The sequence below is a fragment of the Streptomyces acidicola genome, assembly GCF_009377235.1.
GTDB lineage: Bacteria > Actinomycetota > Actinomycetes > Streptomycetales > Streptomycetaceae > Streptomyces > Streptomyces acidicola.
In genome coordinates this window covers 1-18,990 of record NZ_VMNX01000181.1, presented here as the reverse complement: position 1 = coordinate 18,990, position 18,990 = coordinate 1, and the positions used below count along the sequence as shown (strand labels likewise).

General features: G+C 72.6%; 2 protein-coding genes. Both read right to left on the bottom strand.

Going from position 1 to position 18,990, the window contains the following annotated elements:
- On the bottom strand, positions 1-1,160 hold a 1,160-nt coding region (locus tag FPZ41_RS33645), incomplete at its 3' end, for an ABC transporter ATP-binding protein (protein WP_228023152.1).
- Between the two features lie 127 nt (positions 1,161-1,287).
- Positions 1,288-18,915, bottom strand: coding sequence for a type I polyketide synthase (locus FPZ41_RS49610; protein ID WP_265584269.1), 17,628 nt, complete (start codon positions 18,913-18,915; stop codon positions 1,288-1,290).
- Positions 18,916-18,990: the final 75 nt, after the last annotated feature.

Here is an 18,990-nt window from a genome sequence, read left to right as displayed (position 1 = left end):
GGTGCTGTGGTCCCGGGCGGGGTGGCGTCGGGGGCGGCCTCGGGTTCGGCACCGGCGGCACCGACCGTGGCGAGTTCCTTGACCGGGGGCGACTGTTCGGGCGAGTCGGCGATCTCGGGAGCCATCCCGCTCCCGGACGCCGACTCGGGCTCGGTTGCCGGCTCGGCCCCGGCCGGGTTCCCCGGTTCGCCGACGGGTGCGGGCTTGAGGCTGAGGTAGACGTCCTCCAGCGTGGGCCGGGCGAAGCGGAAGTCGTCGACGCGGGTCACGCCGACGTCGGTGACCAGGACCTCCAGCAGGGGCTGGATCCGGTCGGGCGGCGCGGTCACGAGGTAGCTGCCGCTGCGGTCGCCGGGCGTGACGACGCCGATCCGGCCGAGCCGGGCGGCCTCCGCCTCGGTGAGGCTGCCGCCGTCGCGGACGAACAGCTCCAACCGCGCCTGGGCGCCGGTCTGTTCCTTGAGTTCGCCCGGGGTCCCCATGGCGGTGATACGGCCGCCGTGCATGACGGCGACGCGGTGGACCGCCTTCTCCGCCTCCAGCACGTTGTGGGTGACCAGGACGATCGTCGTGCCGTCCTCGGCGGCCCGGCGCTGCACGATGTCCCAGATCAACCGCCGGTTGTGCGGGTCGAGTTCGTTGGTGGGCTCGTCCAGCACGATGAGCTCGGGCCGGCCCATCAGGGTCATGCCGAAGTTCACCAGCCGCATCAGGCCACCGCTGAGCCGCTCCACCTGCCGGTCCGCGTACGGCCCGAGACCCAGCTCCTCGATCAGTTCCTCGGTCTGACGGCGGGCGTCCGCCTCGCTCTGGCCGCGCAGCCGCCCCGTGTAGTGCAGGGCCCGGCGAGCCTCGATCAGCCGCATCGACAGACCGCGCTGCGGCAGGAAGCCGACGGTGGACTTCACCAGCTCGGGGTGGCGCACCACATCGATGCCGTTGACGGTGATGGAGCCGGACGTGGGGCGCACCAGCCCCAGCATCTGAAGGACGAGTGTCGTCTTGCCGGCGCCGTTGGCACCGAACAGGCCGAACACCTGCCCGCGCGGCACGCTGAGCGTCAACCCGTCGTTGGCTCTGATGAGTTCACCACCCCGGCCGCGATAGGCGCGTACCAGATCACGCACCTCGATGGCCGGACCGTCGTCCGTCTTGACCATGCCCACGTCTCATCGCCTCTTCGGCTCAGGGACCCGGCCGTGCCGCTGGTCCGCCGTTCGTGTACCGGTTCGCCCACGCTAGGCGGGGCGCGGCTGGGGACATCAGTGGAAGCTCTCCACCCTTCGGTCACCCATCGCCGAGTTCGTCGTCGAGGAAGGCGAACATCTCGTCGTCCGACAGGTTGTCCATGTCGAACTCCGTCGCCTTCTCGGGGTCGTTCACGTCCACGTCCGGTGCGGCGGTCGCTGCCGTGGCGAGCGCCGACCAGCGTGTGCGCAGGACGTCGAGCCGTCCCGCGATCTGCCGGTGCGCCACGCCGTCGGCGGCCGGCTCCGGCAGTGCCGCGATCATCTGCTCGACGCGTTCCAGGGCGGTCAGCAGGCCCTCGGCGCCGGTCCGCTCGGTCTCGGGTGCGAGCAGCGTGTACAGATGCCCGGCGACCGCCTCCGGCGTCGGGTGGTCCAGGGCCAGCGTGGCGGGCAGCCGCAGACCGGTGGCGGTGCTCAGCGCGTTGCGCAGCTCCACCGACATCAGCGAGTCGAATCCGAGGTCACGGAAGGCGCGTACCGCTTCCACCTCGGTCGTGCCGCCGGGCCGGTGGCCGAGGACGCGGGCGGCCTGCTCCCGCACCAACTCCATTACGATCACGTGTCCTTCGGCCTCGTCCAGCATCGCGAGCCGTGCGACGAGCCCGGGGTCGGTGGACCGGGCCGCCGAACGGCGTACCGGGACGAGGCCGTGCAGCAGTGCGGGTACGTCGTCGCGGGCGCGCAGCGCGGCCACGTCGATCCGCACCGGCAGCAGGACGGGTTCTGCGGCGGAGGCCGCCCGATCGAAGAGCGCCAGGCCCTCGTCGGTGCGCAGCGGCGGGAACCCGGCCGCACGCATCCGCTCGACGTCACGTGCGCTCAGCGCGCCGGCCATGCCGTCCGACCGCTGCCAGGGCCCCCAGGCCAGGGACCGGCCCGGCAGACCGGCGCGGTGACGGTGCCTTACGAGGGCGTCGAGGAAGGCGTTGGCCGCGGCGTACGCACCCTGACCGGCGTTGCCGAAAGTGCCGGCCGCGGAGGAGAACGCCGTGAACGAGCGTACGTCCGGCAGCAGTTCGTGCAGATGCCGGGCGGCGTCGGCCTTGGGCCGCAGGACGGCGGCGACGCGCTCGGGCGTCAGCTGCGTGGCGGTGGCGTCGTCGAGTACGCCGGCCGCGTGCACGACATGGCCGACGTGGTGCCCGGCGAGGGCGGCGCCGAGGGCGTCCCGGTCCGCGACATCGCAGGCCACAGCCTCGACGCGGGCGCCCTGCCCGGCGAGTTCCGCGACAAGATCCGCGGCGCCGGGCGCCTCGGCCCCGCGCCGGGACAACAGAAGCAGGTCGCGCACGCCGTGCCGAGCGACGAGATGCCGGGCGAGAAGAGCACCGAGGCCTCCGGTGCCGCCGGTGACGAGTACGGTGCCGCCGTCGGCGAAGTGGGGGCCGACGTCCGACCGGCCGCCGCTGACATCGAGGGGCACCCGCTCCAGCCGTGGTACCAGCACCTCGCCGTCCACCACGGCCACTTCCGGCTCCATGACATTCAACGCACGGACCAGGCCGGACGGATTCCCGGGCACGTCGAGAAGGCTGATCCGACCGGGATGCTCACTCTGCGCCGACCGCAGCAGCCCCCATGCCGCGGCGGCACCCGGCTCCGCCCCGGTGGTGGCCCCGCGCATCAGGACGACGAGCCGTGCCCCGGCGAGGCGTTCGTCGGCCGGCCAGCTCTGGGCGAGGGACAACGCCGCACGCGCGTGGGCATGGGCGGAGTCGGCCGGATCGGCGCCGGTCTCCCGTACCGGAGCGAGCACCAGGCTGTGCTGGGCGGCTACGGCGGCGAGTTCGTCGTACTCCACCGCCTTGACGCCGGACGCGGCCAGTTCCCCGGCGAGATCCGCGGGCAGCTCTCCGAGTACGGCGATCTCGGCGGGCGCGTCGGCAGCGTGCTCGCCGACCGGTGCCCACGCCGTCCGCAGCAGCGCGTCCGGAGCGGCGGCGGACCCGGCACCGGCCATCTGGTCGGCGTCGACGGGCCGTACAGTCAGCCCGCCGACGCTGAGGACGGCCCCGCCCTCGGTGTCGGCCACCGCGATACGCACGGTCCGCTCCCCCGTCCGCTCCAGCCGGGCGCGCACGGTCCTGGCACCCGACGCGAAGAGGGCCACGTCCTCCCATGAGAAGGGGAGTGCCGTGCCGTCGTCGCCGCCCGCGCCCGTGAAGCCGGCCGCGTGCAGTACGGCGTCGAGGAGGGCCGGGTGGACGCCGTATCCGTCGGTGTCCGTGGCCGTCTCCGGGTCGGCGTCCAAGTCCACGTCCGTGTCCGCGTCCAAGGACACCTCCGCGAACACCTCGTCGCCCCGCCGCCAGGCTTGGCGCAGTGCGCGGAAGGACGGCCCGTAGTGGAAACCGGCGTCTGCCAACATGTCGTAGTGCGAGCCGAGTTCGATGCTCTCAGCGCCCTTCGGAGGCCACACGTCCGTGCCCGGAACCGCCCCCTCGACAGGGGCGTGGGTGAGCATGCCGTGCGCGTACACCGTCCAGGAGGCGTCGGTGCCGGCCCGCTCGGGGCGTCCGTGCAGCGCGAAGGTGCGCCGCCCGTCCTCGTCGGCGCCGCCGATCCGTACCTGCAGTCCGACGGGTGCGCCGTCATCGGGCAGTACGAGCGGGGCGACCGTCGTCAGTTCCTCGATACGCCCGGCGCCGACTTCGTCACCGGCCCGGATCACCAGCTCGACCAGGGCCGCACCGGGCACCAAGGTGCGGCCGAGCACCATGTGGTCGGCGAGCCAGGGCTGCGCCTGCGGCGACAGGAGGCCGGTGAGCACCGCGCCGCCGCCGTCCGCGAGCAACATCGCCGTACCGAGCACGGGATGCCCGGCCGGCACGAGACCGACGGAACGCACGTCACCGCTGCCGAGGCCCGTACGGGGCTCCGGCCAGAAGCGCTGCCGCTGGAAGGGGTAGGTGGGGAGGGCGTCGGTGAGTCGGGCGCCGGTCCCGGCGAAGTAGGCCGCCCAGTCGACAGGCACACCGTGCGTGAACAGGCGCCCCAGCGCGACGGCCAGCGCCTCTTCTTCGGGAAGGTTCTTGCGGAGGGTGGAGACCGTGACGGACGCGTCCGGGGCCACCTGGTCGATGAGGGCGGTCAGGGTGCCGTCGGGGCCGAGTTCCAGGAAGCGCGTGACGCCGTGGTCGGTGAGGGTGCGGATGGCGTCGGCGAAGCGGACTGTGCCGCGGACGTGCTGGACCCAGTAGTCGGTCGTGTCCGGGGTGGTGAGGGCGCCGGTGAGGGTCGAGACGAGAGAGGTGTGGGCCTCGGTGAAGTGGAGGTCCGAGATCGCGGCGCGGAAGTCCTCCAGCATCGGGGCCATGAGCGGGGAGTGGAAGGCGTGGGAGACGCGAAGGCGGGTGGTGCGGCGGCCGGGGAGCGTGGCGGCCACTGCGAGAACGGCCTCCTCCGTGCCGGAGAGCACCAGGGAAGTGGGCCCGTTGACCGCTGCGATACTCACGTCGTCGGTGAGGTGCGGGGTGACTTCGGCTTCCGTGGCCTCGACCGCGAGCATCAGTCCGCCCTCGGGCAGGGCCTGCATCAACCGTGTCCGTGCCGACACCAGCGCACACGCGTCCGGCAGCGACAGCACGCCCGCGACATGGGCGGCAGCGATCTCCCCGACGGAATGACCCGCCACGAAGTCCGGCCGTACGCCCAGGGATTCAGCCAACCGATACAGCGCCACCTCAACGGCGAACAACGCGGGCTGAGTGAACTCCGTACGGCTCAGAGCCTGCTCGTCATCACCCCACATGATGTCGCGTAGACGCGGGTCCAGTTCGGTCAGGGTCTCGTCCAGGGCCTGGGCGAACACCGGGAAGCGGTCGTACAGTTCCCGGCCCATGCCGAGGCGTTGGGCGCCCTGGCCGGAGAACACGAATGCCGTCGGGCCCTCGTCCGCCACTCCCCTGGCCACCTCCGTCACCCCTTCCGCGGACGCCAGCAGCACCGCGCGGCGAGCGAAGGAAGCCCGGCCGGTCGCCGCCGTGAAACCGACGTGGACCGACGGCTCGCACGGCTGGAGTTGCCGTATTCGCGCGTCCAGTGCCGCTTCCGAACGTGCCGTGACGACCAGGGGGACTGTGCGCTCGCTGTCGTCGCGGGCGGGCTCTTGTCCAGGGCCGGCTTCGAGAATGACGTGGGCGTTGGTGCCGCTGAGGCCGAAGGAGGAGACGGCGGCCCTGCGAGGGCGGTCACCGTCCGGCCAAAGAACCGGTTCTCGGACCAGCTCCACCGCCCCCGCCGACCAGTCCACGTGCGAGGACGGGGCGTCGGCGTGCAGGGTGCGCGGGACGATGCCATGCCGCATCGCCAGCACGCTCTTGATCACACCGGCAACACCGGCAGCGGCCTGGGTGTGACCGAGGTTCGACTTCACCGACCCGAGCAGCAGTGGCCGTTCACGATCCTGACCATAGGTGGCGAGAAGCGCCTGCGCCTCGATCGGATCGCCAAGCGTGGTGCCAGTGCCATGCGCCTCCACGACATCGACATCCCCAGCGCTCAGCCCCGCAGACGCGAGCGCCTGCCGGATCACCCGCTGCTGCGACGGACCATTCGGCGCCGTCAACCCATTCGACGCACCGTCCTGATTGACGGCACTACCCCGAACGACCGCCAGAATCCGATGCCCGTTCCGCACCGCATCCGACTGCCGCTCCAACAACAGCACACCCACACCCTCAGCCCAGCCAACCCCATCGGCCGCATCCGAGAACGCCTTGCACCGGCCATCCGGAGCCAGCCCACCCTGCCGCGAGAACTCCACAAACGTCGTCGGCGTCGACATCACCGTCACACCACCGGCCACCGCCAACGAACACTCACCACCACGCAACGCCTGCGCAGCCAAATGCAGAGCCACCAACGACGACGAACACGCCGTGTCCACGGACACAGCAGGCCCCTCGAAGCCCAGCGCATAAGCCACCCGGCCCGAAGCAATGCTCGGCGCACTGCCGTTGCCCCGGAAAGCCTCGAACTCCTCCCCCGGCAACAACTCCCGGTAGTCGTTGTACATCACACCCGCGAAGACACCCGTCCGACTGCCCCGCAACGACGACGGATCAATACCCGCCCGCTCGATCGCCTCCCACACCGACTCCAGCAACAACCGCTGCTGCGCATCCGTCGCCAACGCCTCCCGCGGACTCATCCCAAAGAACTCGGGATCGAACCCGGCAACGTCGGTCAGGAAACCACCGGTCCGGGTTGAGGAGGTGCCGGTGTGGTTCGGATCGGGATGGTAGAGGCGCTCCAGGTCCCAGCCACGGTCGGACGGGAACTCCCCCACCGCGTCCACGCCTTCAGACACCAGCCGCCACAGGTCCTCCGGCGACTCCACACCACCGGGGTAACGGCAGGCCATACCCACAATCACCACCGGATCGTCAGCGAGGGGCATCGCGGCCGGCGCCACCTCGGGCGCCGACTCGGGGTCTGTCAGCTGCTCACGCAGGTGGGAGGCCAGTTTCTCGGCCGACGGGTGGTCGAAAACCAGGGTGGCGGGCAGGCGAAGCCCGGTCGCTGCGGCGAGTGCGTTGCGCAGTTCCACCGCGGTCAGGGAGTCGAAGCCCAGGTCTCGGAAGGGGCGTCGGGGCTCTATGGAGCCGGAGCCGGCGTCGTCGTGACCGAGGACGGCTGCGGCGCGGGCGCGCACCACGTCGAGGAGCAGGGCCCGCTGTTCCTCCATGGTCTTCCCGGCGAGGCGGCGCGCAAGGTCGCCTGCGCCGGCAGGGGTCGTGCGGCTGCGGAACAGGCCGCGGAGCAACGGTGGGACGTCGGCACGCCCCCGCAGCGCCGTGTGGTCGAGCCGTACGGGCAGAAGGACCGGGTCCGTACCGGTCGTTGCCGCGTCGAACAGGGCCAGGCCCTCCTCGACGGTGAGGGGACGGAAGCCGGAGCGTGCGAGGCGTTCGCGGTCGGAGTGGTCGAGATCGCCGGTCATGCCGTCGGTCATCGCCCACGGCCCGTAGGCGAGGGAGGCGGCGGGCAGGCCGAGGGCACGGCGGTGTGCGGCGAGGCCGTCCAGGTAGGCATTGGCGGCGGCGTAGTTGGCCTGGCCCGTACCTCCGAAGGTGCCGGCTGCCGAGGAGAGCAGGACGAACGCCCGGACGTCCGGGAGGAGTGCGTGCAGGTGTCGGGCGGCGTCGGCCTTGGGGTGAAGAACCGCGGAGAGGCGTTCGGGTGTGAGGGCGGTGAGGACGCCGTCGTCGAGGACGCCGGCCGTGTGGACGACGGCGCCGATGGTGCGGCCGGTGAGCAGCTCCGCCAGTGCGTCGCGGTCGGCCACGTCGCAGGCGGCGATTTCCACGTGGGCGCCGGACTCCGTGAGTTCCGTGCGTAGTTCGGCGGAACCGGGGGCGCCCGTGCCTCGTCGGGACACGAGCAGCAGGTCGCGGGCCCCGTGGTGGGTGACGAGATGGCGTGCCAGGGCCGCGCCGATGCCGCCCGTGCCACCCGTGATGAGCACGCTGCCCGGGCCCGTCCAGACGTCTCGGCCGTGGTCGTCCGGCGTGCCGGGCTCGTGGCGTGTCAGGCGGGGTGCGATCAGGTCCGTACCGCGTACGGCGACCTCCGTCTCGCCGTCTGTCTCGTAGGCGCTGAGGAGTCGGGCCGGGGAGGGAAGTGGGGACTCGCTCTCGTCGCGGGTGAGCAGGGCCAGGCGGCCGGGGTGTTCGTTCGCCGCCGAGCGGATCAGGCCCCGGACGGCTTCGAGGACCGGGGACTCCTCGCCGGCGGTCACGATGACCAGGCGCGACGTCGCGTACGGCGTAGCGGTGAGCCACGTGTGGAGGAGCTCCAGGGTGTGACGGAGTGCAGTGTGCAGTTCCCCGGCGGTGATCTCGGTGAGGACGAGATCCGGTGCCGCCGTGGTGCCGTCGAGGGCGTCGTCCAGGCCGGGCAGGATCTCGGCGTCCTGTGGCGCCCAGGCCGGGACGGAACCTGTGCTGAGTACCGCGAGACGAGGAGTCGGCGACGCTTCGGAGTACGCCACCGGCGCCCAGGTCCGCCGGAACAGCGCGTTGGGGACCGTCGTACTGCCGGCAGGGGATGGCGGCCTGGTGACGAGGGACCCCACGGCGGCCACCGGTGTGCCCGAGGGGTCGGTGACCGTGAGGCGCACAACGTTCGTATCCGCGTCCGTGTCCGTGTCCGCGTCCGTGTCCGTGTCCGTGTCCGTGTCCGTGTCGCGGACGATGTGAGCGCGCAGCACGCGTGCGCCCGTGCTGCCGTGCAGGTCCACGTCACGCCAGGCGAACGGCAGCCCCGGAGTGCCGCCCGTGAAGGCGGCGGCGTGCAGCAGGGAGTCGAACAGGGCGGGGTGCAGGCCGAAGCCGTCGAGGTCCGTGTCGTCGGGGAGGGCGGCCTCGGCGAATACCTCGGCGCCGCGCCGCCAGACGGCGGTGAGCGCCCCGAACGGCGGGCCGTAGGTGAGGCCCGTGTCGGCCAGTTCGGCGTAGAAGGTGTCGAGGTCGACCGGCTCCACGTCGGCCGGTGGCCAGGAGACGGCCGCCGCTGCGGATCCCGACTCCGCTGCGGATCCCGACTCGAAGCCGGGTGCGGCGGTGTCGGCGGCGAGCCTGCCGACGGCGTGGCGCAGCCAGGGCGCGTCGGGGTCGCCGTCGTTCCGGGAGGAGACGGTGACGGGTCGGAGGCCGGCGTCGTCGGGCTCAGCGACGGACACCTGAAGGGTCAGGGCGTCGCTGTCGGGCAGCACCAGCGGCTGTGCGAGGGTGAGTTCGGTGATGTGTCCGTGACCGAGTTCGGCGCCGGCTCGGGCGACGAGTTCGGTGAGCGCGGTGCCGGGCAGGACGACCTGGCCGGCGACGCGATGCCCCGTCGTCCAGGGATGGGTCGCCGTCGAGACGCGACCGGAGAACAGGGCGGCGTCGGTGTCGGCGAGAGGCACCACCGCTCCCAGCAGCGGATGGTGCACGGCCGTCAGTCCGGTGCCACGGACGTCACCGTGCGGGACACCGGCGGCCGGCCAGTAATGGCGGTGCTGGAAGGGGTAGCCGGGCAGCCGTGTACGGAGGGCGCCGGTCCCGGCGAAGAGCGCGGGCCAGTCGACGGGTACACCGGTCGTGAACACCTGGGCCAGCGCGGTGACCAGTGTGCTCTCCTCGGGCCGACCGGACCGCAGCACCGGCACAGCGACGGCGTCCAGGTCGCCCTCGGGGTCCGGCCCCGGGCCCATGTCCGTGTCCGTGTCGGAGTCCTCGGACAGAATCGACTCGACGAGTGCCGAGAGCGCGGCGGTGGGGCCGACCTCCACGTAGGTGCGTACCCCGGTGTCGGCCATGGCGCGGACGGCGTCCCCGAAGCGGACGGTCTCGCGCACCTGCCGTACCCAGTGGCCGGGGTCGGTCAACTCGTCCTCCTCTGCGACCGCTCCGGTCAAGGTCGACACGATCGGCAGGCTCGGCGCCTGGAACACCAGGGTGTCCAGTACGGCGCGGAAGTCCGACAGCATCGGGTCCATGTGCGCCGAGTGGAAGGCGTGGCTGACCGGAAGGCGGGTGGTGCGCCGGCCGGGGAGCGCGGCGAGGGTGGCCTCGACGGCGGCCGGGTCGCCGGAGACGACCACGGATGCGGGCCCGTTGACAGCGGCGAGGGACGCTCCGGCGGCGAGGTGGGGCCGTACGTCGACCTCGTCGGCCTCGACGGCGACCATGACGCCGCCCTCCGGCAGGGCGTCCATCAGGGTTGCCCGGGCCGTGATCAGGCGGCATGCGTCGGGCAGGGTCAGAACTCCGGCGACGTGCGCGGCGGCGATCTCGCCGACGGAGTGCCCGGCCACGACGTCAGGGCGCAGTCCGAGGGACTCCAGCAGCCGGTACAGAGCGACCTCTACGGCGAAGAGGGCGGGCTGTGCGGCACCGGTCCGGTTGAGCGCCGCCTCGTCGGTGCCCCACAGCACGTCGCGCAGACCAGGGTCGAGCAGCGCCAGCGTCTCGTCGAGAGCGGCACGGAAGACCGGGAAGCGGTGGTACAACTCGCTTCCCACGCCCAGACGTTGAGCACCCTGGCCCGAGAAGAGGAAGCCCGTCGCGCCGGGTTCGGAGGCGATTCCCCGGGCGACCTCGACGGGGCTGCCGGTGCTCGTGGCGAGGGCCACGGCTCGGTGGGCGAAGGCGGTGCCGGCGGTGGCCGCCAGGGTGAAGCCGACGTCCAGGATGTCGTCGCGGTGCGCGAGTCGGGCCGTACGGGCGTCCAGGGCGGCGGCGGTGCGGGCCGACATCACCCACGGAACCACGGCCGGTGTCACGGCGGCGGGCTCCCGCTCGGGCTCCTGCCGCTGGGGCGGGGCGGCTTCCAGGATGAGGTGGGCGTTGGTGCCGCTGACGCCGAAGGAGGAGACGGCGGCCCGGCGTGGCCGGTCCGTGTCCGGCCACACGGTGTCCGCACGCACCGGGCGCACGGCACCCGACTCCCAGTCCACGTGCGTGGACGGCATGTCGGCATGCAGGGTGCGCGGCACGATCCCGTGCCGCAGGGCCAGCACCGTCTTGATGACGCCGGCGACTCCGGCGGCGGCCTGAGTGTGCCCGATATTGGACTTCACCGAGCCCAGCAGCAGCGGGTGCGCGCGGTCCTGTCCGTACGTCGCGAGCAGGGCCTGCGCCTCGATGGGGTCGCCGAGCCGGGTACCGGTGCCATGGCCCTCGACGGCGTCCACGTCGGCCGGGGAAAGCCCGGCGGCGGCCAGCGCCTGGCGGATGACGCGCTGTTGAGCGGGTCCGTTGGGCGCGGTGAGGCCGTTCGAGGCGCCGTCCTGGTTGACGGCGGAGCCGCGCAGGACCGCCAGCACACGGTGCCCGCCCCGGCGGGCGTCGGACAGCCGCTCCAGCACGACCAGGCCGACGCCCTCGCCCCAGCCGACGCCGTCGGCCGTGTCGGAGTACGCCTTGCAGCGGCCGTCGGCGGCGAGGCCGCCCTGGCGGTCGAACTCGACATAGGTCGAGGGGGTCGCCATCACGGTCACACCGCCGGCCAGCGCGAGGGAGCACTCGCCGCCGCGCAGCGCCTGGGCGGCCAGGTGCAGGGCCACGAGCGAGGAGGAGCAGGCGGTGTCGACGGTGACGGCCGGTCCTTCCAGGCCGAGGGAGTACGCCACCCGGCCGGAGGCCACGCTGTGCGCGCTGCCGGCGCCGCGCAGGCCCGCGTACCGCTCGTCGCTGAGGAGCGTGCCGTAGTCGCCGTACATGACGCCGGCGAAGACTCCGGTACGGCTGCCGCGCAGCGTCACCGGGTCGATCCCCGCGTCCTCGACGGCCTGCCAGGAGACCTCCAGGAGCAGCCGCTGCTGCGCGTCCGTGGCGAGTGCCTCGCGCGGGCTCATCCTGAAGAAGTCGGCGTCGAAGTCGCCCGCGCGGCTGAGGAATCCGCCGCGCCTGGCCTCCTCCCAGCCGCGCTCCGCGGGAACGTCGCCGACCGCGTCGACGCCGTCGGTCACCAGCCGCCACAGGTCGTCCGGGGACGCGACGTCGCCGGGGAAACGGCAGGCCATGCCCACGATCGCCACGAGGTCGTCGTCGGTGGCGGTCCGCCGGGCGTCCGCTTCGGCCGCGTCCACGGCCGGGACCGGGCCGCCGGTGAGCCGCTCGTGCAGATGCGCGGCGAGGTCGGCGGCGGTCGGGTGGTCGAAGACAAGGGTCGCGGACAGCCGCAGACCGGTGGTGGCGGCGAGGCCGTTGCGCAGCTCGATGGCCGTGAGTGAGTCGAATCCCAGCTCGCGGAAGGGCCGTCGGGGGTCCACGGCGTCGGCGCGGCGGTGCCCGAGGACGCGGGCGATCTGCCCGCGCACCAGGCCGAGCAGCTCGCGCCGCTGTTCCTCGGGCCCGAGCGGCCGCAGTGTCGCGGCGAGCCCGGCATCGCCCGACGCGGACGGCGCGGCGGTACGGCGCCGGTCGCGATCACGATCGAGGGCACGGACACTGTCTTTGACGAGTCCGCGCAGCACGGCCGGTACGGCGGGCCCGGCGGCGACGAGCGCCCGGGTGTCGAGGCTCAGGGGCAGCACGACGGGTTCGTCGTGGGCCAGGGCGGCGTCGAAGAGGGCGAGCGCGGTCGCTGTGGAGAGGGGCCGCAGCCCGGTGCGTGTCATGCGGGCCCGGTCGGTGTCGGTGAGCTCCCGGGTCATTCCGGCTGCGGCCTCCCACGGGCCCCAGGCCAGCGACAGCCCCGGCAGCCCCGCGTCACACCGCTCGCGCATCAGCGCGTCCAGGGCGGCGTTGGCGGCGGCGTAGTTGCCCTGACCGGCGCTCGAGAGCACTCCGGCCGCCGACGAGAACACCACGAACGGCACATCGGCATCTACGAGTTCGTGCAGATGGTGGGCGGCGTCAGCCTTCGGCCGCAGCACGGCCGCCACGCGCTCCTCGGTCAGCGCGGTGACCACGCCGTCGTCGAGGATCCCGGCCGTGTGCACCACACCACCGACGGTCCGCCCGACCAGTAGCCCTGCCAAGGCGTCCCGGTCGCCCACGTCACAGGCCACAACCTCGGCTCGGGCACCGGCCTCCGACAGTTCGGCGACGAGATCGACGGCCCCCGGCGCGTCCGGACCTCGACGCGAGACCAGTAGCAGATCCCGCACACCGTGCCGCGCGACGAGATGCCGTGCCACGGCAGCACCGAGCCCTCCGGTGCCACCGGTGACCAGGACACTGCCTCGGCCCCATGCCGGTGACTGCCCTTCACCGACGGGCGCCGGCAACCGCCCCAGCCGGGGCACCAGAACCTCCCCGCCCCGCACGGCGGCCTCGGGCTCGGCCCCGTCCAGGAGCAAGCCGAGTGCGCTGCGCAGCGCCGGCGGTTCCGGCTCGGTGAGGGTGAGCATGGCCAGTCGACCGGGATGCTCGGCGGCGGCCGACCTCAACAGCCCGCGCACGGCGGCCCCGGCGGGATCGTCACCGTCCCGGGTGACCAGGACCATGCGGCGCTCGGACTCCTCAGCCAGGACACCCTGCAACAGCGCCAGGGCATCCGCGACGGCGGACCGCACCTCCGGCACGGGCGTCGGCAGCACCAGGACATCCGCCTCCGCGCCGTCCTCGCCCAGGACGAGGCCGGCCTCCCGCATCACCGCGGTGAGCGTGCCGTCACCGTCCCCGGAGACACACAGCTTGCCGGGGTCACGGGCCTCATCTGCGGCCGGCACCACCCACTCGACCCGGTAGAGCGGTCCGGCCGCGCCCCCCGCGGCCAACTGCCCCGCCGTGACGGCACGGACAGCCAGCGCGTCGGCACCGGCCACGGGCCGTCCCGTCGAGTCGGCGAGAGTCACCCGGACACGGTCCGGCGCGACGAGGGACAACCGGCCCCGGACCGCCAGGGCCCCTTCGGCATGGAGCGCGACGCCCTCCCACGAGAACGGCACGACACCGTCCCCCACCAGCAGCGAAGTACCGTGCAGAGCGGCGTCGAACAGGGCCGGGTGCAGCACGAAGCCACCCGGCTCCGTACCTTCCGGCAGCTCGGCCTCGACAAAGACCTCGTCACCACGCAGCCAGGCGGCACGCAGCCCCTGGAAGGCAGGCCCGTACCCGAATCCCGTCAACGCCCGGTCGGCATAGAAGGTGTCGAGTGCGACCGGCTCGGCATCGGCCGGCGGCCACACCGCCAACTCCAGGTCGGGCTCCGGTACTTCCTCGCCACCAACCTCCAGCTGCCCGGAGGCGTTGACGGTCCAGGACGCTTCCGGATCACCTTCCGGACGGGACTGCACGGTCACCGGCCGACGCCCGTCGGCGCCCACGGGGCCGACGGTGACCTGAAGGCGTACGGCACCCCCGTCGGGGGCGACCAGTGGCGTGCCCAGCGTCAGTTCGGCGAGGCGTCGGCAGGCGTACTCCTCACCCGCGCGCAGGGCGAGTTCGGCCAGTGCGGCGCCGGGCAGCAGGGAGCGGCCGTGCACCGTGTGGTCGGCAAGCCAGGGATGCGAGGCGAGCGACAGCCGACCGGTCAGCACGAGGCCATCCGAACCGGCCAGGGGCACGGCCGCGCCGAGCAGCGGATGTCCGACGGGCTCCACGCCCAGGGCGTGGGCGTCCTTCACCGACAGGGAGGGCTCCGGCCAGAAGCGCTGCCGCTGGAAGGGGTAGGTGGGGAGGGCGTCGGGGAGTCGAGAGCCGGTCCCGGCGAAGAGAACCGACCAGTCGACAGGCACACCGTGCGTGAACAGGCGCCCCAGAGCCGTGAGAGCGGCTTCCTCTTCCGGGCGGTTCTTGTGCAGTGCCGGGATGACGAGGGCGCCCTCGGGGGCGGTCTGCTCGATGAGGGCGGTCAGGGTGCCGTCGGGGCCGAGTTCCAGGAAGCGCGTGACGCCGTGGTCGGTGAGGGTGCGGATGGCGTCGGCGAAGCGGACTGTGCCGCGGACGTGCTGGACCCAGTAGTCGGTCGTGTCCGGGGTGGTGAGGGCGCCGGTGAGGGTCGAGACGAGAGAGGTGTGGGGCTCGGTGAAGTGGAGGTCCGAGATCGCGGCGCGGAAGTCGTCCAGCATCGGGGCCATGAGCGGGGAGTGGAAGGCGTGGGAGACGCGAAGGCGGGTGGTGCGGCGACCGGGCAGGGTGGCGGCCACTGCGAGAACGGCCTCCTCCGTGCCGGAGAGCACCAGGGAAGTGGGGCCGTTGACCGCTGCGATACTCACGTCGTCGGTGAGGTGCGGGACAACCTCGCCCTCCGTGGCCTCGACCGCGAGCATCAGGCCGCCCTCCGGCAGGGCCTGCATCAACCGTGCCCGCGCCGACACCAGCGCACACGCGTCCGGCAGCGAGAGCACGCCCGCGACATGGGCGGCAGCGATCTCCCCGACGGAATGACCGGCCACGAAGTCCGGCCGTACGCCCAGGGATTCAGCCAACCGATACAGCGCCACCTCAACGGCGAACAACGCGGGCTGAGTGAACTCCGTACGGCTCAGGTCGGTTTCATCGTCGCCCCACATGACGTCACGCAAACGCGGATCGAGCTCGGCCAGGACCTCGTCCAGAGCCTGGGCGAACACCGGAAAATGTGCGCACAACTCCCGTCCCGTGCCGAGACGCTGAGCGCCCTGCCCCGAGAACACGAACGCCAACGGCCCCTCGGCCGCCACTCCCCTGGCCACCTCGGTGACGCCCTGCGCGGACGCCAGCAACACTGCCCGGTGCGAGAACCGGGTCCGGCCGGTCGCGAGTACACGGCCGAGGTCGTGGGCGGAGCCCTCGATACCCGAGCGCAGAAGATCGAGTTGCGCATCGAGCGCTGACGCCGTCTTGCCGGACACGACCCAAGGGACGGTCCCGGACGGGTCCGGGGCGCCCTCGGCCTGCGTCTCCACGGGCCCCTGTTCAAGGATCAGGTGGGCATTGGTGCCGCTCACACCGAAGGAGGACACGCCGATGCGGCGGGGGCGATCGTTCTCCGGCCACGGAACCGGCTCCCGCACCAGCTCCACCGCACCCGCCGACCAGTCCACATGCGACGACGGAGCATCTACATGCAGGGTGCGCGGGACGACGCCATGCCGCATCGCCAGCACGCTCTTGATCACACCGGCAACACCGGCAGCGGCCTGAGTGTGGCCCAGGTTCGACTTCACCGACCCCAGCAACAACGGCCGTTCACGATCCTGGCCATACGTCGCCAGCAACGCCTGCGCCTCGATCGGGTCACCCAAGGTCGTACCCGTACCGTGCGCCTCGACTACATCCACCTCAGCAGCCGACAACCCACCCGACGCGAGCGCCTGCCGGATCACCCGCTGCTGCGAAGGACCATTCGGCGCCGTCAACCCATTCGACGCACCGTCCTGATTGACGGCACTACCCCGAACGACCGCCAGAATCCGATGCCCGTTCCGCACCGCATCCGACTGCCGCTCCAACAACAGCACACCCACACCCTCAGCCCAGCCAACCCCATCGGCCGCATCCGAGAACGCCTTGCACCGGCCATCCGGAGCCAGCCCACCCTGCCGCGAGAACTCCACAAACGTCGTCGGCGTCGACATCACCGTCACACCACCGGCCACCGCCAACGAACACTCACCACCACGCAACGCCTGCGCAGCCAAATGCAGAGCCACCAACGACGACGAACACGCCGTGTCCACGGACACAGCAGGCCCCTCGAAGCCCAGCGCATAAGCCACCCGGCCCGAAGCAATGCTCGGCGCACTGCCGTTGCCCCGGAAAGCCTCGAACTCCTCCCCCGGCAACAACTCCCGGTAGTCGTTGTACATCACACCCGCGAAGACACCCGTCCGACTGCCCCGCAACGACGACGGATCAATACCAGCCCGCTCGATCGCCTCCCACACCGACTCCAGCAACAACCGCTGCTGCGCATCCGTCGCCAACGCCTCCCGCGGACTCATCCCGAAGAAGTCCGCGTCGAAATCGCCGACGTCGTACAGGAATCCTCCTTGGCGGGTGGAGGAGGTGCCCGGGTTCTCGGGGTCGGGGTGGTAGAGGCGTCCCAGGTCCCAGCCACGGTCGGACGGGAACTCCCCCACCGCGTCCCCGCCCTCCGACACCAGCCGCCACAAGTCCTCCGGCGACTCCACGCCACCGGGGTAACGGCAGGCCATACCCACAATCACCACCGGATCGTCGGAGTGAGTCGTCGTGGATGGCGCTACCTGTGCCGTCGTGCCCGTGGCGGTGTCCGGGAACAGGTTCGGCAGCAGGTGCTCGGCCAGCGCCCGGGGGGTGGGGTGGTCGAAGATCAGGGTGGCGGGCAGGCGCAGGCCCGTCGCCGTGCCGAGGGCATTGCGCAGCTCCACCGCCGTCAGGGAGTCGAAGCCCAGGTCCCGGAAGGCCCGGCTGGGCTCGACGCGTTGGGCGTCCTGGTGGCCGAGGACGGCGGCCACCTGCTCGCGGACCAGGTCGAGGAGCGCGTCCCTGCGGTCGGCCGGGTCGAGCGGGGCGAGCCGTCGCGCGAGGCCGTCCGCCGGAGCCGTGGCGGACGCGGCCGTGGGCAGCGTCGTGCGGCCCGGCGTGGGGCGGTGGGAGACCAGGCCGCTGAGGAGTGCGGGGACGTCGTCCCGGGCACGCAGCGCGGCGAGATCGATCCGGATGGGGAGGACGGTGGAGTGTCCGGTGGCGGGGGCGGCGTCGAGGAGGGCCAGGCCGTCCTCGGGAGTCAGGAAGGGGAAACCGGAGCGGGCGAGGCGTGCCCGGTCGACGTCGGTGAGGTCTCCGGTCATGGCGCTGCCCGCGACGTCCCAGGGGCCCCAGGCGAGAGAGAGCGCGGGCAGACCGAGGGCGTGGCGGTGTGCGGCGAGGGCGTCGAGGAAGGCGTTGGCGGCGGCGTAGTTGGCCTGGCCGGCGCCGCCCAGGGTGCCGGCGGCGGAGGAGAACAGGACGAACGTGCCGACGTCGAGGGCGAGTTCGTGGAGGTGCCAGGCGGCGTCGGCCTTGGGCCGCAGCACAGTGTCGAGGCGTTCGGCGGTGAGGGCGCCGACCACGCCGTCGTCGACGGTGCCGGCGATGTGGACGACAGCCGTGAGGTGCTCGCCGTCGAGGAGTCGGGCGAGGGCGTCGCGGTCGCCGATGTCGCAGGCGGCGACGCGGACCCGGGCGCCGAGTTCAGTGAGGTCGGCGGTGAGCCGGTCGGCGCCGGGCGCGTCGGGGCCTCGGCGGGAGACGAGCAGGAGGTCGCGGGCGCCGTGCCGGGTCACGAGGTGGCGGGCGACGAGGGCGCCGAGGCCGCCGGTTCCGCCGGTGACGAGGACCGTGCCGGAGACGTCCCAGGCAGGCGGCTGTCCGGCGGCGCGCGGGGCTCGGACGAGCCTGGGGACGCGCAGGCCCTCGGCGTCGGCGCGTACTTCGGGCTCGGCCGTGGTCAGGGCACGGCGCAGCAGGTCGCCGTCGACGGGGCCGTCGACGTGGAGGACGGTGATGCGGCCGGGGTTCTCGGTCTGTGCGGTGCGCAGGAGGCCGCGTGCGGCGGCGGCCGGGAGGTCACCGGTGGCCTGGGTGGCCACGACGAGGCGGGACTCGGCGAAGCGGGGGTCCGCCAGCCACGACCGGACGAGGCTGAGGACGTGTTCGGTGGTGGCTCGCAGGGCGTTGAGGAGGGGCACGTCGCCCGTCTCACAGGCGATGCGAGTGAGGACTACGGGGCGTGCCGCTTCGAGCGTGGCGAGGTCGGGAGCGGCGGTGACGGTGATGTCGGAGGCGCGCAGGATGTCGGCCAGGTCGTCGGCGTCGGGGCCGATGACGGCGAGTTGAAGGTCCCCGGCCGTGACCTCGCCGAGGACCGACGGCCAGTCGACGGTGAACAGGGCGTCGGGGACGTTGCGGGAGATCGCTGTCGCGGGGCGCGTGACCAGGGCGTCCACCGTGAGGACCGGGTTGCCCGCGGGATCCGTGGCCGTCACGGTGACGGTGTCGTCGTCCAGGCGGGCGATGCGGGTGCGCAGGGCGGTGGCGCCGGTGGCGTGCAGGCGGACGCCCTCCCAGGAGAAGGGCAGGCCGCCCTCGCTGAGGGCGCCGAGGTCGCCGTAGGTGGCGGCGTGCTGGGCGGCGTCGGCCAGGGCCGGGTGGAGCAGGAAGGCCGTGGCGTCGCTGTGCGCAGGGCTCGGCAGGGTGGCCTCGGTGAAGAGTTCGGTGCCGCGTCGCCAGGCGGCGGTCAGGCCGCGGAAGACCGGCCCGAAGTCGAAGCCGAGCTCGGCCAGGTGGTCGTAGCAGTCGGTGAGATCGATGGGCTCGGCACCGGGCGGTGGCCACGCGGTGTCGGGGGACTGTCTCTT